Annotated in this window: 21 protein-coding genes; 11 read left to right on the top strand and 10 right to left on the bottom strand. The window is 58.8% G+C overall.

Annotated elements, in window-relative coordinates; all coding sequences use genetic code 11:
• Positions 1-7: 7 nt before the first annotated feature.
• The 5 genes from dusA to tal all read left to right on the top strand — a co-directional run bounded on the left by dusA (position 8) and on the right by tal (position 3,075).
• A complete protein-coding gene (dusA, locus tag PMI27_RS04555) occupies positions 8-1,003 on the top strand; it encodes a tRNA dihydrouridine(20/20a) synthase DusA (protein WP_008151348.1) in 996 nt (331 codons plus the stop codon).
• Positions 1,004-1,040: 37 nt separating this feature from the next.
• Positions 1,041-1,277 (top strand): AbrB/MazE/SpoVT family DNA-binding domain-containing protein, encoded by a 237-nt coding sequence (locus PMI27_RS04560; RefSeq protein WP_008151351.1) that lies wholly within the window; start codon positions 1,041-1,043, stop codon positions 1,275-1,277.
• Between the two features lie 44 nt (positions 1,278-1,321).
• Positions 1,322-1,642 (top strand): hypothetical protein, encoded by a 321-nt coding sequence (locus PMI27_RS04565; RefSeq protein ID WP_008151354.1) that lies wholly within the window; start codon positions 1,322-1,324, stop codon positions 1,640-1,642.
• A complete protein-coding gene (locus PMI27_RS04570; RefSeq protein WP_008151355.1) occupies positions 1,629-1,940 on the top strand; it encodes a helix-turn-helix domain-containing protein in 312 nt (103 codons plus the stop codon). The genes PMI27_RS04565 and PMI27_RS04570 overlap by 14 nt, the downstream gene beginning before the upstream one ends.
• Before the next feature lie 208 nt (positions 1,941-2,148).
• A complete protein-coding gene (gene tal / locus PMI27_RS04575) occupies positions 2,149-3,075 on the top strand; it encodes a transaldolase (protein ID WP_008151357.1) in 927 nt (308 codons plus the stop codon).
• Positions 3,076-3,308: 233 nt separating this feature from the next.
• Here the strand turns inward: tal and rssC are convergent, their stop codons facing one another.
• From rssC to PMI27_RS04590, 3 genes are all read right to left on the bottom strand, one after another.
• Positions 3,309-3,791 carry an anti-sigma factor antagonist RssC gene (rssC, locus tag PMI27_RS04580; RefSeq protein WP_007935262.1) on the bottom strand — a complete coding sequence of 161 codons (483 nt, stop codon included), beginning with the start codon at positions 3,789-3,791 and terminating at the stop codon, positions 3,309-3,311.
• Entirely contained in the window at positions 3,791-4,972 is a 1,182-nt protein-coding gene (gene rssB, locus PMI27_RS04585) for a two-component system response regulator RssB (RefSeq protein ID WP_010456296.1), read from the bottom strand. The genes rssC and rssB overlap by 1 nt, the downstream gene beginning before the upstream one ends.
• Before the next feature lie 354 nt (positions 4,973-5,326).
• Positions 5,327-6,016: an MlaA family lipoprotein gene (locus PMI27_RS04590; protein ID WP_008151361.1), complete on the bottom strand. Its 690-nt coding sequence runs from the start codon at positions 6,014-6,016 to the stop codon at positions 5,327-5,329.
• A 202-nt stretch (positions 6,017-6,218) separates the two neighbouring features.
• Here PMI27_RS04590 and PMI27_RS04595 point away from each other — a divergent pair, with 202 nt between their 5' ends.
• Together PMI27_RS04595 and PMI27_RS04600 are read left to right on the top strand one after the other, a co-directional pair.
• On the top strand, positions 6,219-6,839 hold the full coding sequence (locus PMI27_RS04595; protein ID WP_008151365.1) for a hypothetical protein: 621 nt from the start codon (positions 6,219-6,221) through the stop codon (positions 6,837-6,839).
• 110 nt (positions 6,840-6,949) lie between these two features.
• The gene (locus PMI27_RS04600) at positions 6,950-7,213 is read left to right on the top strand and encodes a DUF4404 family protein (RefSeq protein ID WP_008151367.1); all 264 of its coding nucleotides are present in this window, start codon (positions 6,950-6,952) and stop codon (positions 7,211-7,213) included.
• A gap of 172 nt (positions 7,214-7,385) precedes the next feature.
• Here PMI27_RS04600 and queF read toward each other — a convergent pair whose 3' ends face one another.
• Together queF and copI are read right to left on the bottom strand one after the other, a co-directional pair.
• Entirely contained in the window at positions 7,386-8,216 is an 831-nt protein-coding gene (gene queF, locus PMI27_RS04605; RefSeq protein WP_008151370.1) for an NADPH-dependent 7-cyano-7-deazaguanine reductase QueF, read from the bottom strand.
• Positions 8,217-8,277: 61 nt separating this feature from the next.
• The gene (copI, locus tag PMI27_RS04610) at positions 8,278-8,799 is read right to left on the bottom strand and encodes a copper-resistant cuproprotein CopI (RefSeq protein WP_008151372.1); all 522 of its coding nucleotides are present in this window, start codon (positions 8,797-8,799) and stop codon (positions 8,278-8,280) included.
• 155 nt (positions 8,800-8,954) lie between these two features.
• On the opposite strand from copI, the gene PMI27_RS04615 reads away from it, so the two are divergent.
• Positions 8,955-9,635 (top strand): heavy metal response regulator transcription factor, encoded by a 681-nt coding sequence (locus PMI27_RS04615; RefSeq protein WP_008151374.1) that lies wholly within the window; start codon positions 8,955-8,957, stop codon positions 9,633-9,635.
• Positions 9,635-10,984: a heavy metal sensor histidine kinase gene (locus tag PMI27_RS04620; RefSeq protein WP_008151375.1), complete on the top strand. Its 1,350-nt coding sequence runs from the start codon at positions 9,635-9,637 to the stop codon at positions 10,982-10,984. The genes PMI27_RS04615 and PMI27_RS04620 overlap by 1 nt, the downstream gene beginning before the upstream one ends.
• 126 nt (positions 10,985-11,110) lie before the next feature.
• Here the strand turns inward: PMI27_RS04620 and PMI27_RS04625 are convergent, their stop codons facing one another.
• The 3 genes from PMI27_RS04625 to PMI27_RS04635 all read right to left on the bottom strand — a co-directional run bounded on the left by PMI27_RS04625 (position 11,111) and on the right by PMI27_RS04635 (position 14,361).
• Complete coding sequence (locus PMI27_RS04625; protein ID WP_008151377.1) at positions 11,111-12,355, bottom strand: lipoprotein-releasing ABC transporter permease subunit; 1,245 nt, start codon at positions 12,353-12,355, stop codon at positions 11,111-11,113.
• Positions 12,356-12,419: 64 nt separating this feature from the next.
• Positions 12,420-13,103: a lipoprotein-releasing ABC transporter ATP-binding protein LolD gene (gene lolD / locus PMI27_RS04630; RefSeq protein WP_165353274.1), complete on the bottom strand. Its 684-nt coding sequence runs from the start codon at positions 13,101-13,103 to the stop codon at positions 12,420-12,422.
• Between the two features lie 7 nt (positions 13,104-13,110).
• Complete coding sequence (locus PMI27_RS04635) at positions 13,111-14,361, bottom strand: lipoprotein-releasing ABC transporter permease subunit (protein ID WP_008151382.1); 1,251 nt, start codon at positions 14,359-14,361, stop codon at positions 13,111-13,113.
• 94 nt (positions 14,362-14,455) lie between these two features.
• On the opposite strand from PMI27_RS04635, the gene PMI27_RS04640 reads away from it, so the two are divergent.
• Together PMI27_RS04640 and PMI27_RS04645 are read left to right on the top strand one after the other, a co-directional pair.
• Positions 14,456-15,037, top strand: a complete 582-nt coding sequence (locus tag PMI27_RS04640) for a PilZ domain-containing protein (protein WP_008151384.1) — start codon at positions 14,456-14,458, stop codon at positions 15,035-15,037.
• A 14-nt stretch (positions 15,038-15,051) separates the two neighbouring features.
• On the top strand, positions 15,052-15,774 hold the full coding sequence (locus PMI27_RS04645) for a glycerophosphodiester phosphodiesterase (protein WP_008151386.1): 723 nt from the start codon (positions 15,052-15,054) through the stop codon (positions 15,772-15,774).
• 42 nt (positions 15,775-15,816) lie between these two features.
• Here PMI27_RS04645 and sthA read toward each other — a convergent pair whose 3' ends face one another.
• Together sthA and PMI27_RS04655 are read right to left on the bottom strand one after the other, a co-directional pair.
• On the bottom strand, positions 15,817-17,211 hold the full coding sequence (sthA, locus tag PMI27_RS04650; RefSeq protein ID WP_008151389.1) for a Si-specific NAD(P)(+) transhydrogenase: 1,395 nt from the start codon (positions 17,209-17,211) through the stop codon (positions 15,817-15,819).
• A gap of 207 nt (positions 17,212-17,418) precedes the next feature.
• Positions 17,419-18,405 (bottom strand): FAD:protein FMN transferase, encoded by a 987-nt coding sequence (locus tag PMI27_RS04655; protein WP_008151391.1) that lies wholly within the window; start codon positions 18,403-18,405, stop codon positions 17,419-17,421.
• Positions 18,406-18,485: the final 80 nt, after the last annotated feature.

Genomic DNA, 18,485 nt, shown 5'->3' with positions numbered 1-18,485 from the left:
ACCGCCAATGCCCCCAATCACCGCCACACCCGCCCCGCTCTCCCGCCGCTTCTCCGTCGCCCCGATGATGGATTGGACCGATCGCCATTGCCGTTTTTTCCTGCGCCTGCTCTCCAAGCACGCGCTCCTCTACACAGAGATGGTCACCACCGGCGCGCTGCTCAACGGCGATCACGACCGCTTCCTGCGTCACAACGAAGCCGAACACCCGCTCGCGCTGCAACTCGGCGGCAGTGTGCCGCTGGACCTGGCGATGTGTGCGCGCATGGCGCAGGAGCACGGTTACGACGAGGTGAATCTGAATGTTGGCTGCCCGAGTGATCGGGTGCAGAACAATATGATCGGTGCGTGCCTGATGGGGCATCCGCAGTTGGTGGCTGATTGTGTGAAGGCGATGCGCGATGCGGTGTCGATTCCGGTGACGGTGAAGCATCGCATCGGGATTAATGGGCGGGACAGTTACGAGGAATTGTGTGATTTCGTCGGCACGGTTCGGGATGCCGGGTGCACGAGTTTTACGGTGCATGCGCGGATTGCGATTCTGGAGGGGTTGTCGCCGAAGGAGAACCGCGACATTCCGCCTTTGCGCTATGACGTGGCGGCGCGGTTGAAAACGGATTTTCCGGAATTGGAGATTATTCTCAACGGCGGGATCAAGACGCTGGAAGCCTGTCACGAGCATTTGCAGACGTTCGACGGCGTTATGTTGGGCCGTGAGGCTTATCACAATCCTTATGTGATGGCTGAGGTGGATCAGCAGCTGTTCGGCAGCACGGCGCCGGTGATTAGCCGGGCGGAGGCGCTAGCGCAGTTGCGGCCTTATATAGCGGCGCATATTGATGCGGGCGGCTCGATGCACCACATCACTCGGCATGTGCTGGGGCTGGGCACCGGGTTTCCGGGCGCGCGGAAGTTTCGGCAGTTGTTGTCGGTGGATATTCACAAGGCTAAAGAGCCTTTGGTGTTGCTGGATCAGGCGGCGGAGTTGTTGGAGGGGCGGTAACCGGAAAATCCCTAGCTACGTTAATGGAGTGTCATTGATGGCAACTGCGAGGCTAACGACGCAAGGACGAATTACCATTCCGGCGCAGGTTCGCACCTCGCTCGGGTTGGCCGCAGGTGATCACGTCGAATTTGTAACGTTGCGAGACGGCAGCGTTGAATTTTTGGCCAAGACGGGCTCGGTTCATGCGCTCAAAGGTCTTATCTGCAAGCGGTCCAAGACGATAAGAGTTGTGAGCCCGAACCCGTCGCCGGATCTAATAAAAGGCAATTAGCCTCCAATTGTCAGCCACTACGTCAAAGACGTATGATCGCAACCATGCTGACAATCATTGAATCCAAGATATTTACAAAACTCTGGCCGGATTACTGGACTGAAGAAGAACGTGGTGCGTTCATGTCCTATCTGGCGAACAATCCGGACGCAGGCGCAGTGATCCCCGGCTCGGAGGGATGCCGAAAAGTGCGCTGGAGCATGGATGGTCGCGGTAAAAGTGGCGCGGTTAGAATTATCTACATCGCGCAACTTGCCAGCGGCGCCTTGGTCACATTGCTGATCTACGGCAAAGGCGCCACAGAGAACATCCCCGCGCATATACTGCGCAAAATCGCAAAGGAGCTGAATCATGCCCCTAACTGAAAAAGAACTGATGGAACGGGATGCCAAACGCAATATTGGCGAAGAACTGTTGGCGTCGATTCTTGAAGTCAAAGCCGGCGTACACGGCGACGTTCACAAAGTTGAAGTAACCGAGGCTGCAGAGGCCCGCAGCAAAACCGGTCTATCGCAACCGAAGTTTGCGGAGCTGCTGGGCGTTTCCGTACGCACTCTGCAGGAGTGGGAACAAGGACGACGGTCCCCTTCTGGGGCTGCACGATCACTTCTTCATATCGCCGCTATTCGCCCTGACGTTTTCCGAGACGTATTGGCGAACTGAAGTCATGACTGTGGACCTTCTGGGCGCTAATGGTCACCCAGGTTGAACCTGTGGTCTGATTTGGCATCGTATTTACCGATACCGCGCCCCGCCATTCAAACAGCCGTTTTCAGGTTGTTGCCGCTGGGGCCCTCGATACGTACACGCACCCTTGAGTGGCTGTCAGCGCTCGGGTAATGTCATTAGACCCATAGGACAGAGCACGCCCATGACTTCCAAGCTGGAACAACTCAAACAAATGACCACCGTAGTTGCCGACACCGGCGACTTCGAAGCTATCGCTCGCGTTAAACCCGTGGACGCTACCACCAACCCTTCCCTGCTGCTCAAAGCGGCGGCCATTCCCGGTTATGCCGAGTTGCTGAACGCTTGCGTCAGCGACTGCAAGGGCGATGTGGGCCTGGCCAGCGACCGTTTCGGCGTTGCGGTAGGGCAAGAAATTCTGAAAGTGATCCCTGGCCGTATTTCCACCGAAGTGGATGCGCGCCTGTCGTTCGACACTGACGCCGTATTGAAGCGTGCGCACCGTCTGATCGACCTGTACGACAAGGCCGGCATTGGCCGTGACCGCGTGCTGATCAAGATCGCTTCCACCTGGGAAGGCATCCGCGCTGCCGAAATTCTGGAAAAGGAAGGCATTCAGACCAACCTGACGCTGCTGTTCTCGTTCGCTCAGGCTGCGGCTTGTGCTGACGCCGGGGTATTCCTGATTTCGCCGTTCGTAGGTCGCATCTACGACTGGTACAAGAAGGCCAATGGCAACGACTACACCGGCGCGGATGATCCGGGCGTGCAGTCGGTGACGCGCATCTACAACTACTACAAGGCCAATGACTACAAGACTGTGGTCATGGGTGCGAGCTTCCGTAACCTGAATCAGATCGAGCAACTGGCCGGTTGCGACCGTCTGACCATCAGCCCGGATCTGATTGATAAGCTGGCGGCGGACACTGGCAAGCTGGAACGCAAATTGGCGCCGGGTCATGCTGGTGAAGCCCGCTTGAGCTTGAATGAAGCGCAGTTCCGTTGGTTGTCCAACGAGGACGCGATGGCGACCGAGAAACTGGCTGAGGGTATTCGTCAGTTCGCTCGTGACCAGGAAAAGCTTGAGGCGTTGCTGCAAGCCAAGCTGTGATCCAGTAAGAAAATGCAAAAAGGGCGAACCTTAATGGGTTCGCCCTTTTTTTGCGTTGAATTTGGGTAGTGGCTTCGCGCTAAAAGATATGGTGATTGTTATGGCGCCTTCGCGAGCAGGCTCGCTCCCACAGGAGATTTTTGGGGGAGCCGGGATGGTGTGTTCGACGCAAGACTAATGTGGGAGCGAGCCTGCTCGCGATGGGGCCTTCGAACCCACATCACTTCAAGCAATCAATGACGCTCGAGGGCATTCACCAGATCATGAAACGCTTCACGATTGGAGTCGTTCAGGCCCATAAGGATCTTGTGTGCTTCGAGCACTTTGATCCGCACCACTTCTTCGGACTGATCCTGGTCTGGCAGGTCGGTCAGGCACTCAGGGCACGGGATCGGGCGGTCAACGATGTTGAACACTTGCTCGAAGCCCATGGACTGCAGCAGACGGGTGATGTCTTCGTGGGTGGTGACCACGGTCGGCAGCAAGCCGACCTTTTGCCGCGACAGGATCGACAGCTTGGCCAGCAGGCCCAACGTGGTGCTGTCGATGCTGCGGGTTTCGGTCAGGTCGATCACGATTGCGTTGAAGTTCAACGCCGTGAAGATCCGCTCAATAGTCGCATCCAACGCCGAACACAGGGTCAGGCGAACTTCACCGACGAACTTCAGGACGAAGGTGCCATCCTGCTCGGCGAACTGGATTCTACCGGTACTCATTAAAGATTCCTGCTCAACACCAACAGGGCGATATCATCCGGCATCTCCCCTAGCGTGGCCAATCCAAAAACCTGCCGCAGACCATCCAGGCTGCCGCCCGCTGCCTTGACCCGTTGAGGCAAAGCCGCTTCTTTTTCTTTGAGTGTAGGTTCTGGCAAAAGGTCCAGAATGCCGTCGGACATCAGCGTCAGGCTGAATGTCGGCGGCAGCTCCAGTACGTGATCTTCGTAGGTGGCTTCGTTGAAGAGGCCTACCGGCAGACCACGCCCTTCCAGATAACGAACACTGTCTGGCGTGTACAACACAGGCAACGGCAAATGACCACCGATGCTATAGGTCAACAAACCTGTCTCCTCGTCGATGACTCCACCGACCATTGTGACGTGTTTACCCAGCTTACAACTGATCAGGCCTCGGTTGATATGACCAAGGACCTCTGAAGGCTTGAATTCCGGCAATGTACCGCTGCGCTTGGACTCGAACAACAAGCGCGTGGTCATGAACTTCAGCAGCACGGTAACGAAGGCTGAAGAGGCGCCATGACCGGAAACGTCCGCCAGGTAGAAGGCTACCCGACGCTCGTCGACACGAAAGTAGTCGACGAAATCACCCGACAGGTACAGCGACGGGATGATCTGGTGAGCAAACTGGAACTCGTCGATGGTCCAGGGGCTGACCGGCAGCATGTTCATCTGCACCTGGCGACCGGCGTTCTGGTCTTCCTGGAGCAGGTTCAGGCTGGCGGCGAGCTCGCGGTTGGCCTTTTCCAGCTTCTCGCGGTAGCGCTGGTTCTCCAGCAGCAGGCGCGCACGATCCAGGGCCCGGCGCACAGAGTGCTCGAGCACAGCCAGATCTTCGAGAGGCTTGATCAGGTAGTCCGCAGCGCCCAGGCGCAGGGCCTCGACCGCGTCGTTCATCACGCCGGCGCCCGAAACCACAATCACCGGGGTTTGTGGTGACAGCTCGGTGACCTGGCGAATGAGTTCGAGTCCGCCCATCTGTGGCATGCGCAGATCGCAGATGACCAAGTCGGGCTTGTCTTGCTCGAATACCTGAAGACCCTGCTGGCCATTGCTGGCCTGCAAGACGCTGAAACCACTGTCTTCCAAATAGGCGGCGAGGCTCGCGCGCACTACTTCGTCATCATCGATTATCAGCAGCGTGGCACTGGTTTTTGGCATGTGGGCAAACGGCGCCAGAATTAGGTTGGCGTAGCAGGCAGGGGCTTTGTCCCGGCTCACACTACTGGATTCGCTTTCTAGCCTCTCTGCTGCACTGTTTTCGAGCGTTTGCCCTACACACAGGTACACCAGAGGTGCCCTTCTAAGGCGCAGACGGTACTCCCATCCGCGGGGCGTTTCAAGCTCACGCCGATGGTCGCTTGACGTCTTTCCATTTCAAATCACCGGGAGTTATAAGAACCGGCAAAACCGTAACGAAATGGAAGGTTCAAAACCCACGAGCCAAACCGGTCAGGAAAGCCAAACGAAAGAAGGCGGCCCACTGGGCCGCCTTCTTCGTTTTACCGGTCGAGATCAAAAATCGTCTTCGACCTGGCCGTCTTTGACCTTGAATTCGCGGTTCTGCAAGTACGCATTGCGGATGAAGGTGTACTTGTCGCCGGTGATCAGCTTCTCGCTGGACAGCAGGCTGGCGCGGGTGTCGATGAGGTTCAGGCCGAAGATCGAGTTACGCACGGGAATGTCGTTGATGTACGGGTACGGCCCGGTATAGCCGTCGACATACTTGGACGGCGCGTCACGCAACGTGCTTGGCCCCAACAACGGCAACATCACGTAAGGACCGCTGCCTACGCCCCAGTAGCCGAGGGTCTGGCCGAAGTCTTCGTCATTGCGTTGCAGGCCCATCTTGGTGCCCACATCGAAGAAGCCCAGCAAGCCGAAGGTGGTGTTGAAGATCAAGCGTGCGGTGTCGACGCCTGCGGCGGCCGGTTTGGCCTGCAAGATATCGTTGGCAAGGTTGGTGACGTCACCGACGTTGCGGAACATATTGTGGATGCCGTCTTCAAGGAACTGCGGCGTCACGAACTGATAACCCTGGGCCAAAGGCTTCAGCGCATAGGTGTCGAGCACATCGTTGAACTTGTAGATCGGGCGGTTGATGCTTTCCCAAGGGTCGTCTTCCGAGGCTGCCTGTGCAACGAACGGAACCAGCAATACGCTGGTAAACACACAACACTGAGCTAGATGATTGCTCCAGCGCATAGAAAAACTCCTTGGATTGTACTGGCGCGGGCGCTTGGCCCAAGCGTTAAGCGAGCTAGTATAAGACGGAAAAGCCGCTTTAGGCAGCACCACGCACAAGGCAGCCTGCGGATCATTGGCGATGATTGTGAGCGATTCACTTCAGTGTCACTCAACTGTCACTGTCGCGCCCTAGCCTTGAGGCTATTTCAGGGACGTTGATATGCCGCACGCCGAAACCTTGCCCCACATTGCGCCCAGCCTGACCGCCGTCCTGTTCGGCCTCAGTGGTTGCCTGGTGGATTTCGGTGCCCGCACACGCGCACAGGGCATCCCCTCTGCCATACACGCTGAGGCTACGCCCGGCGCGCTGGATAGCCTGCGCAGCTTGCAACATCAGCAGATTCCCTGTGCCTGGCTCGATGAACTCCCCCCTGCCCTCAGCCATTCCCTGGCCGCTGCCTTGCCTTCATGGATCAAACCCTCGCAACACCCCGAAACAAACAATCCATGGCCGGCACCGCATGCCTGTTGGCAAGCCCTGATGACGTTGAATGTCGAACGACTGGAAGGTTGCGTGCTGGTCAGCGGCGAACCACGATTGCTGCAAGCGGGGCTCAATGCCGGATTGTGGACAATTGGGCTGGCGTCCTGCGGCTCACTCTGCGGCCTGGCGCCCAACGAGTGGCAGGCGCTGACTCAGCAGGAACGGGAATTCAAACGCGGCAAGGCAACGATGCAACTGTTCGGCCTGGGTGTGCATTCGGTGATCGATCACCTCGGTGAACTCGACACCTGCCTGGCCGACATCAGTCTGCGCCGGCTCAAGGGCGAAAAGCCCTGATCGAGATCATGCAGGTTGCGCGCGAGTGGATTAATCTAAAGGGCAAGCCATAGACCTTTGGCGTGCTGCTGCGGTCTATGCCAGTGCCTATCGATAAAAGGAAGAACGCCATGCCTGCCCGCGAACTGCAACAACAACTCAATACTCTGCGCGAGCAATTGGAACAGAATCCACCGCTGACCGAAGCCGAGCGCGAAGACCTGCACGCGCTGATGCAACAGATCGAACTGGAACTGGAACTCGAAACCAAAACCCAGGACTCCAGCCTCGCCGACAATGTGAACCTGGCCGTTGAACGCTTCGAAATCGAACACCCGACCCTTGCTGGCACCTTGCGCAACATCGTGCAAGCCCTGGCCAACATGGGGATCTGAACCCGCCGAATACAAAAAAGCCCCGCCAGTGATAGCGGGGCTTTTTCATATCCGGGATTTGCAATGCAATCCCTTGTGGGAGCGAGCCTGCTCGCGATGGCTAAGTGTCAGTCAACATCAATGTTGAATGTGCTGGCCCCATCGCGAGCAGGCTCGCTCCCACAGGGGTTCTTTATTGGCGAACCAGACGGTGGTTTGGCAGTTGAACGGTTTCAGTGCTGCGATACGGGTTGATGTCCAACCCTCCGCGCCGCACATACCGCGCATACACCGTCAATTTCTCCGGTTTCAACAACCGTTGCAGGTCGAGAAAGATCCGCTCCACGCACTGTTCATGAAAGTCCGAGTGCTGACGGAAGCTCACGATGTATTCCAGCAAACTGGCGTGATCCAGCGCCGCGCCACGATATTCCACCGCCACGCTGCCCCAGTCGGGCTGGCTGGTGACCGGGCAGTTGGATTTGAGCAAATGGCTGTGCACGCTCTCCTCCACGATGCGCGATTCATCGCAACGCAGCAGTTCCGGGCGCGGATGCTCATAGTTGCTGACGCTGATATCCAGATCATCAATGCACACGCCCGGCAACGCCACGACGCCTTCGGCTTCGACGTCCTTCAGGCTGCGAATCCGCACGCCGACCTGTTTACCGGCAGCGGCCGACAGGTCTTTCGCCAACGTCGCTTCGAGGCTCGCGGTATCGGCAAACGGTGTCTGGTTCAGGGAGTTGAGGTACAGCTTGAACGACTTCGATTCGATGATATTCGGCGAATCCGCCGGGATACTGAATTCGCCAATCGCCACCACTGGCTTGCCGGACGGCAACAGCCACGACAGTTCGAAGCAATTCCAGAAATCCACACCCTTGTACGGCAGGGTTTCAGCCGTCAGGCCCAGCTCGGCCCATTTCGCGGTGCGCGGGATCGGGAACAGCAAGGACGGCATGTAGGTGGCGATGTATTCGCTGGATTTGCCCAGCGGCGAGTGTTCGGCTGCGGGATGCATGGCGGAAACCTGACTGAAGAATCAGCGGATTCTACCAGCCTTTGCTCCCGCCTTTGAGTGCTTACTGACTGACAGTCACCTTGCCGACCATACCGGCCTGGTAATGACCGGGGATGTTGCAGGCAAATTCCAGGTTGGTGGCCTTGGTGAAGGTCCAGGTCAGCTCGGCGGTTTTGCCCGGTTCGACGAGCACACTGTTGGGGTCGTCGTGCTTCATTCCATGCCCCATACCGGCCATGGCGCCGTGGTCCATTTCCTTCATGCCTGTAGGCATGAGCATGCCGCTCTGCTGCATCTTCATCATTTCCTGCTGATGTTTGGCGTGCATTGTCGCGTCACCGAGGTTGAATTCGTGCAACAACTGCCCTTTATTCACCAACACAAAACGAACCGTCTCACCGGCCTTGATATCAATCGCCTTGGGCGTGAACGACATGTCGCCCATGACGACTTCAACGCTGCGAGTCGCCTTGGCCGCCGGGGCCGGTTGGCCGAAGTCGTAGGTATGCGCCGGGGCAGCCCACGCCGGCGAGCTCAGCGCCAGCAAACACGCGACGCGCACCAGTGATTTGCGCAAAAACATAGTCGTACTCCAACAAGATAAGGTTCAGCCTGTGGAAAACTCTAAACTGCGGCGACTGCCCGCAACCTGACAGCCAGATTACAACTTTGTCAGGTTGACCTGTATTACCGTCGCCCACGGTATAAAGCGTTCGTTTCAATTGCCTCGAGTCGCCCATGAAACTGCTGATCGTCGAAGACCAACCGAAAACTGGCCACTACTTGCGCCAAGGCCTGACCGAGGCCGGTTTCAATACTGAACTGGTCGCGGACGGCAGCACCGGCCAGCAACTGGCGCTGACCGGCGATTACGCGCTGTTGATTCTCGATGTGATGCTGCCCGGTCGCGATGGCTGGCAGATTCTGCAAGCGGTGCGCGGTGCCGGCCTCGACACGCCGGTACTGTTTCTGACAGCGCGCGACGCGGTGGAGGACAGAGTCCACGGCCTCGAACTGGGCGCCGACGACTACCTGGTCAAACCGTTCGCCTTCTCCGAGCTGCTGGCCCGGGTCCGCAGCCTGTTGCGCCGTGGTAACGCCACACCCCAGGAAACCAGCCTGCAACTGGCGGACTTGCGCCTTGACCTGATCCGCCGTCGGGTCGAACGCAGCGGTCAGCGCATCGACCTGACGGCCAAGGAATTCGCCCTGCTGGAAATGCTCCTGCGCAGGCAAGGCGAAGTCCTGCCCAAGTCGTTGATCGCGTCCCAGGTCTGGGACATGAACTTCGACAGTGACACCAACGTCATCGAAGTAGCGATCCGTCGTTTGCGCCTGAAGATCGACGATGAATTCCCCAACAAGTTGATTCACACCGTGCGTGGCATGGGTTACGTCCTTGAAGAGCGCCCCGCCTGATGCGTCGACTTTCATTGAGCAGTCGCCTGGCGCTGCTGTTTGCGGCGTGCACCGCCGTGGTGTCGCTGTTTGCCGGGGTGTTGTTCAGTCGGGCCAGTGAAGCGCATTTCGTTGAACTCGACCAACAGCTGCTGGACGGCAAGTTGATTGGGTTGCGTCGAGCACTTCATGACATTCAATCGAGTGAAAGCGAAGTCAAACTGGCCGATGAATTGAGCCGACAGGCTGATCTGTCGCTGCGGATCACCGGCAGCGACGGCAAGCGCTGGTATGACAGTTCGACGCGCCTGCCCCAGCAATTGCCTACCCAGTCGGGTTTGTCCACGGTGAGCAGCGAAGGTACCGACTACCGCGTCCTCAACGCTCCGTTGTACCTCGACAAACCCGACTCACCGCAGTTGACCTTGCTGCTGGACATCACCCATCACCAGCACTTTCTGCAACGCATGCAGCACCTGATCTGGTTGACCGTCGGTTTGTCGGCACTGGCCACCGCCCTGCTCGGTGCCTGGGCAGCACGCAGTGGGTTGCGGCCGTTACGACGCATGAGTGCGGTTGCCTGCGGCGTTTCAGCGCAATCGCTCAATGCACGCTTGCCCGAAAAAAACATGCCGCCAGAACTCGCGGAAATGGCCCACAACTTCAACGCCATGCTCGGACGCCTCGACGACTCTTTTCAGCGGCTATCGGCCTTCTCCGCCGACATCGCCCATGAATTGCGCACGCCGTTGTCGAACCTGTTGACTCACACCCAGGTCACCCTCACCCGCCCACGGCCCATTGAAGATTACCGAGAAGCACTGCACAGCAATCTCGAAGAGCTGCAATGGATGGCGCAACTGGTCAACGACATGTTGTACCTGGCCAAGGCCGACCACGGGCTGTTGATGCCCAAGCGCGAACCGCTGGAGCTGGCGGAAGAAGCGGATCTGTTGCTGGAGTTTTTTGCGCCGTTGGCGGAGGACGCTCAGGTCAGGTTGAGTCGTGAAGGCAGTGCGCGCATGGAAGGTGATCGCAGCATGCTGCGGCGGGCGCTCTCCAATTTGCTGGACAACGCATTGCGGTTTACGCCGGTCGAAGGCGAGGTTCGGGTGCGGATTGTTGATCAGCCTGAGGGGTTGAATGTAATCGTTGAGAACAGTGGCGACGGAATTGACGGGGCGTTGCTGCCGCGATTGTTTGATCGCTTCTACCGGGCTGATCCGGCACGCCAGGAAGGCAGTAGTGAACATGCGGGATTGGGGTTGGCGATCACTCAGTCAATCATCCGCGCCCATGGCGGGCAGATTCGTTGTGAATCGGATAACGGGTGGACGCGGTTTGTGATTGAGTTGCCCAAGGGGGATTGAGGCCAGCAGGGCCGGCCTCATCGCGAGCAAGCTCGGCTCCTACACTTGACCGAGTTGAGTCACAAATGTGTGACCGACTCCGAACCCTGTGGGAGCCGAGCTTGCTCGCGATGGCGGTATAACGGCTTACGAATACCGCAACGCAGTAGCCGGTTCGACTTTCGCCGCACGCCACGCCGGGTAAACGGTGGCGAGGAAGCTCAGGATGAACCCGGCGGAGCAGATCAACAGCACATCCGCCCCCTGCAGTTCGGAAGGCAGGTTACTGACGAAGTACACGTCTGAAGTGAAGATGTGCTGCCCGCTGACCCGCTCCATCCAGCCCACCAGCTCACTGACGTTCAGCGCCGCAATCACGCCAAGCACACCACCAATCAACGTACCGACAACCCCGATCACGGTGCCCTGCACCATGAAGATCGCCATGATCTGCCGCGGCGTGGCGCCGATGGTCCGCAGGATCGCGATGTCCGCACCTTTGTCGTTCACCACCATGATCAGGGTTGCGATGATGTTGAACGCCGCCACGGCAACGATCATCAGCAACAGCAAACCGATCATGGTTTTTTCCATCTTCATCGCACTGAACAGACTGCCCTGTGTGTGAGTCCAGTCATCAGCCTTGTAAGCGCTGCCCAGGCCGCCAGCAATATCGCTGGAAACCTTCGGCGCAGCGTACAAATCCTTTACCGCCAGGCGCACGCTCTGTACCTGATTCGGCGCCCAGTGCTGCATCTGCGCGGCATCGGCCACGTGGATCAGCGCCATGGAACCGTCCAGTTCGGCGCCCACCTTGAACACGCCGACCACATTCAACCGCTGCATGCGCGGGGTGATGCCACCCGGTGCAGTGCTGACTTCCGGCACGATCAGGGTGATCTTGTCGCCCACGTTCAAGCGGAAGCGGCGTGCCGTGATCTCGCCGATCACCACGCCAAACTCACCCGGCTTCAAGGCATCGAGACGCCCCTGAACAATGTGCTGGGCGACGATCGACACCTTGCCTTCGAGCGCCGGATCAACGCCGCTGACCTGGATCGGCTGCATCGTCCCCTTGTAGGACAGCATGCCTTCCATCTCGGTGAACGGAACGGCGGCCGTCACTTCAGGATTCTTCATGGCCGCCGCAGCAACGGGCTGCCAATCATCGATCGGATTGACGCCCACGATCGTCGCGTGAGGCACCATGCCAAGGATGCGCGAGCTCATTTCGCGCTGGAAGCCGTTCATCACCGACAGCACCACGATCATCGCCAGCACGCCCAGGGCGAGACCGATCATCGAGGTCATCGAGATGAAGGAAACAAAGCGATTGCGGCGCTTGGCGCGGGTATAGCGCGCGCCGATAAAGATCGATAACGGTCTGAACATTCGCTGGGCACCGTATAAAAATAAAAGACCCGACGTACTGTTCAGTACGTCGGGTTTCGGTCAATCAGATGGGCGTCAGGTAACCTTCCTGCAAATGCAGGACGCGATCCATCTGGCGAGCCAGGTTCATGTCGTGAGTCACCACCAGGAACGCCGTGCGCATTGAGGTGCTGAGTTCCAGCATCAAATCCTGAATGCCCTGGGCGGTGTGGGAATCGAGGTTGCCGGTCGGTTCGTCGAGCATTACCAGGCCTGGGTTGTTCACCAGGGCGCGGGCGATGGCCACACGCTGACGTTCACCACCGGACAATTCGGCCGGTTTGTGTTCCAGGCGATGGCCCAGCCCTACCCGCTCCAGCAATGCCGTCGCACGCTGACGCGCTTGCGGGATAGCCGTCTTGCCGATCAGCAGCGGCATGCAGACGTTTTCCAGCGCGGTGAACTCAGGCAGCAAGTGGTGGAACTGGTAAACGAAACCCAGCGACCGATTGCGCAGCAAACCGCGAGCCTTTTCGTTCAGCGCCGACAGCTCTTCGCCGGCCAGCCAGACGCTGCCCTTGGTCGGAGTATCGAGGCCGCCCAGCAGGTTGAGCAAGGTACTTTTGCCCGAGCCCGAGGTACCGACGATCGCCACGCGTTCACCCGGATGCAGCTCCAGTTGCAGACCGGCCAGAACCTCTACCGACTCCGGGCCTTCCTCGTAGGATTTGCCCAGGTCGCGGCAGCTCAAGATTGCTTTATCACTCATGCCCAACTCACTCATAACGTAGCGCCTCCGCAGGCTGGGTGCGCGCGGCACGCCAGGCTGGATACAGGGTGGCGAGGAAACTCAGGACCAACGCGGCGGCGCAGACCATCAACACATCCTGGCTCTGCACTTGCGACGGCAGGTAATCGATGAAGTACACGTCGGCGTTGAGGAATTTGTGCCCGATCAGCCCTTCGAGGGCCGAGATCGCGGCGCTGACGTTCAGCGCGGCGAAGATCCCGACCACGGCGCCGATCAGCGTCCCGACCACACCAATGACGGTGCCCTGCACCATGAAGATCGCCATGATCGAACCCGGCGTGGCGCCCAGGGTGCGCAGAATCGCGATGTCGCCCTTCTTGTCGTTCACCACCATCACCAGCGTGGAGATGATATTGAACGCGGCAACAGCGACGATCAGCAGCAACAGCAAACCGATCATGGCTTTTTCCATGCGGATCGCCTGATACAGATTGCCGTGGGTGCGCGTCCAGTCGCGGGCATAGAAATGGTCTTCGCCAAGTTGCTGGGCGATGGTCCACGCGACGCGTGGCGCCTGGAACAAATCGTCGAATTTCAGGCGGATGCCCTGGACCTGATCCGGTTTCCAGCGATGCAGCTTGGCCAGATCCTGCAGATTGGTGATACCCAGGTAGCCGTCCAGTTCACCGGCGCCGACATGGAAAATGCCGACCACGGTAAAGCGTTTCATGCGCGGGAACATCCCGGCCGGGGTCACGGTGACTTCCGGCGCCACAAACGTCAGCTTGTCGCCGATCGCCGCACCCAACTTCGCCGCGGCCTTGTCCCCAATGACGATACCGAAACTGCCCGGCGCCAGGTCATCGAGTTTGCCCTGCTGCATGAAGTTATCAATGATCGAGACCTGCCGTTCCAGCGCAGGGTCGATGGCATTGAGCAGGACTTTGGACACCTTGCCGTTGTTGGTCAGCAACCCCTGCATCTGGGTAAACGGCGCAACGGCCGTCACCTGCGGGTTCTGCTTGACCTTGGCGGCCAGGCTTTGCCAGTCGCTGATCGGCTCACCGGACTCGATGGTCGCGTGGGGCACCATGCCCAGCACGCGGGTGCGCATCTCATGATCGAAGCCGTTCATGACCGACAGCACCACGATCATCACGACCACGCCAAGGGCGAGTCCGATCATCGAGGTCAGGGAAATGAATGACACAAAATGATTGCGGCGCTTTGCACGGGTATAACGCGTGCCAATAAATACGAAGAGAGGTCTGAACATGTCGGGGCTTGTTCGGAGGGAAAAGGAACGTCCTTGTGGCGGGGGTCGATAACCAGCTTTACACTCAGACCACCGCCGCTACCATGGGTTCGCCATGTCGACATTAGATGAAGAAGATCGCCGCGAATACTACCGTATCGAGGACACGATCGCACTGGAAATTCGGACCCTGTCCGCTCCCGAAGCCGCAGGCCAGGAAGTGTTGCAGGATGCGTCCCCTCTGTTCAACTTGCTCAGCGAACTGCACCTGAGCGAATTCGAGTCGCAGCACCTGTTGCGCCAGATCAGTGAGCGCGACCGCAACCTCGCCGCATTCCTGAAATCCCAGAATAAACGCATCGATTTGCTGAGCCAGGTGATCGCAATCACCGTACTCGGGCAGATCGGCGAGCCGCAGCCGGTGATTATTTCCGAAGGCGGGATCGAGTTTCAGCATCCGACGCCCATTGCCGAGGGCGCGCACCTGTCGGTCAAACTGGTGCTGATGCCGCAAGCCCTTGGACTCTTGTTGCGGGCTCGCGTCACCCACTGCGATCGTAAAGGCGACGGCTACGACGTCGGTACCGAGTTCGAGTACCCGACCGATGCCCAGCGCCAATTGCTGGCCCGCTACATTTTGCAGAAGCAGGCCCAGGAACGACGTCTGGCCCGCGAACAAAACGAATCAGGCATTTAATTTAAGGAAGAACCGTGACTCTCATCTACGGCCATCGCGGCGCCAAGGGCGAAGCACCGGAAAATACACTGACCAGTTTTCAGCAATGCCTCAAGCACGGCGTGCGCCGCTGCGAACTGGACCTGCACCTGTCCATGGACGGCGAGCTGATGGTCATCCACGACCCGACACTCAAGCGCACCACCGACCGTCGCGGCAAAGTCGTCGAGCACACGGCGGCCGAGCTGGTGACCTACGATGCGCGCACAGGCGGCCCGGGCTGGATCAAACCGTGCCCGATTCCAACGCTGGAAGAACTGTTCGAGAAATGCGATTTCGAGCACTGGCAACTGGAAGTCAAAAGCGCTTCACGCACCCGCGCCGCGACAACCGTGCTGGCGATTCGCGAAATGGCTCAGCGTTTCGGCCTGCTCGACAAGGTGACGATCACCTCGAGTTCGCGGGAAGTATTGAAAGCTGCGCTGGACTTCGTGCCGGATGTGTCCCGCGGATTGGTCGCCGAATACGCCTGGCTCGACCCGTTGAAGGTCGCGCAAAGCTATGACTGTGAGATTCTGGCGCTTAACTGGACTTTGTGTACGCCGGAACGCCTGCAGAAGGCGCAGCGTCAGGGGCTGCATGTGTCGGTATGGACAGTCAACGAGCCCGCGCTAATGCGCAGACTCGCCGACTTCGGCGTTGACAGCCTGATTACAGACTTTCCCGGTTTGGCCAGCGCCACGCTCGAGAATTGCTGAAATCGGTCTCCCCGGCCGGCTCAGGCCACCGGCCGGAGCCACTCAAAAAAGCCGGTTGAGACCATCGTATGCCGCTACCCGATAGGCTTCGGCCATGGTCGGGTAGTTGAACGTCGTGTTGACGAAGTACTTCAGCGTGTTCTGTTCGCCCGGCTGGTTCATAATCGCCTGACCGATGTGAACGATCTCCGACGCCTGATAACCGAAGCAGTGAACGCCCAGCACTTCCAGGGTTTCGCGGTGGAACAGAATCTTCAGCATGCCCTGAGGCTCGCCGGCGATCTGTGCACGCGCCATGCTCTTGAAGAACGCCTTGCCCACTTCGTACGGCACCTTGGCCTGAGTCAGCTCCTGCTCGTTCTTGCCGATCGAGCTGATCTCCGGAATGGTGTAGATGCCAGTTGGCACGTCGTTGACAAAGCGCCAGCTTTGGTTGTCAACGATGCTGCCAGCGGCCGAACGACCCTGGTCGTGAGCAGCACTGGCCAGGCTCGGCCAACCAATCACGTCACCGGCGCCGTAGATGTTCGGCTTGCAGGTACGGTAGGCCTCGTCGACTTCGATCTGGCCACGGCTGTTGACCTTCACGCCGATGTTTTCCAGACCCAACTGATCAGTGTTGCCGGTACGGCCGTTGCACCAGAGCAAGGCGTCGGCCTTGATCTTCTTGCCGGACTTCAGGTGCAGGATCACGCCGTTATCCACGCCTTCGACGCGGTCGTAGTCTTCGTTGTGGCGAACCGTGATGTTGTTGTTGCTGAAGTGATAGCTCAGCGCCTGGGAAATTTCCGAGTCGAGGAAGCTGAGCAACTGACCGCGGTTATCCACCAGCTCAACCAACACACCCAGACCGCTGAAGATCGACGCGTACTCGCAACCGATCACGCCGGCGCCGTAAACGATGAGTTTGCGCGGGGTGTGGCCGAGGCTGAGGATGGTGTCGCTATCGTAGATACGCGGGTGGTGGAAATCGATGTCCGCCGGACGATAAGGGCGCGAGCCGGTGGCGATGATGATGTGCTTGGCCACCAGTTTTTCGACCACGCCGTTGGCGCAGACCACTTCAATGGTTTGCTCGTCAGCGAAGCTGCCGGTGCCGAAGAACACGTCAACGCGGTTACGGGCGTAGTAGCCGGTGCGCGATGCGACTTGTTTGGAGATGACTTTTTCAGCGCTTTTCAACACGTCCGGGAACGAGAACCAGCGTGGCTCACCAATGGCCCGGAACATCGGGTTGGTGTTGAACTGCATGATCTGCCGGACTGAGTGACGCAGTGCCTTGGACGGGATGGTGCCCAGGTGGGTGCAGTTGCCGCCGACCTGGCGACGGCTATCGACCATCGCCACCTTGCGCCCTGCTTTGGCGGCGTTCATTGCCGCGCCTTCTCCCGCCGGGCCGGAACCCAGCACCACCACGTCGTAGTTGTAGACAGCCATGCATACTCCTCAGAACAGGCCGCGGCGCCCTCGGCACCTGCGGCTAAATCACGCCGATCTGCGGCGTGAAGGAACAATTTGGGGCCAGTGCAGAACCCGGACACAGTCTATATAAGCGTCAACGCCGCGCACATTAACCCTTGGTCGCGTCGTAGGCTAGTTTTGCCTGCACTACAACGCCAGTCTTTGCTGCTTGAATCGCCGCGATCACTCGGTTTTTCCGCCACTCAGGCGTTCAAAAGCCTGCGTGGTTCGTGTGACGAATCCTGTATCGGCACGAATCACAAAGAATGCACCGATGTCATGCGCTTCGGCATAGTCCCAACCCCTTTCGGGCCCCAGAATCAGCAACAGCGTCGATAAGCCATCGGCCATTAACGCTGAAGGATGAATCACCGTGACTGACGCCAGGGTGTGTAGGACCGGCGCCCCGGTGCGGGCATCGAAGGTGTGGGAATAACGCCGACCGTCCTGCTCGAAATAGTTGCGGTAGTCGCCGGAAGTGGAAACGCCGTAGCCGTCGACGGCGATGATGCGCTCGGCTACTTGCTGGTCGTCGCGGGGCTCTTCCAGAGCGATGCGCCACGGTGAACCGTCGAGTTTTTTGCCGGCAGCCTTGAGTTCGCCGGTGGCTTCGGCGAGGTAATTGCGGATGCCCATTGCTTCGAGTTTTGCGGCAATTGTATCGACCGCGTAACCGGCGGCGATGCTGTTGAAGTCGACCTCGACCGCGGCGTCCTTGCACAACTGATCGCCGTCGATGCGCAGGTGCGCATGACCGACGCGCTGCCTGACTTCGGCGAGCGCTTCGGCAGTCGGGACTTTTTCCTCACGGCCCTGCGGGCCAAAGCCCCAGAGATTGAGCAGCGGTTCCACGGTCAGGTCGTAGGAGCCTTCGCTTTGCGAAGACAGTTGCTCGCCCACACGGATCAATTCGAGCACCGGACCAGGCATGACCTGACAGCGGCCGGCCGGTAGTGCGTTGAAGCGTTCGATAACCGAGTCGCTGCGATAGGTCGAGAATTGTCGATCCACTTCAGCGAGGATATTTTCTACTTCGGCCTGCACCGCTTTCGGCCCCGGCGTGGAGGAATGCCTTACGTATTGAATGGAATAACGACTGCCCATGGTCGGGCCGTCGAAGCGTTCCAGGCTGTCGCCGTTGCCACAACCGGACAAAACACCGGCCAGCATCACGATCCAAGTCCACCGTCCAGTTAACAAATCTTCATCCCCCCTCAAAACCGCGCCCGCCATTATGGGCTTCAGAGCGC

Origin of the sequence: Pseudomonas sp. GM41(2012) (assembly GCF_000282315.2) — a bacterium.
GTDB lineage: Bacteria > Pseudomonadota > Gammaproteobacteria > Pseudomonadales > Pseudomonadaceae > Aquipseudomonas.
This window is presented reverse-complemented; position numbering and strand designations above follow the sequence as displayed.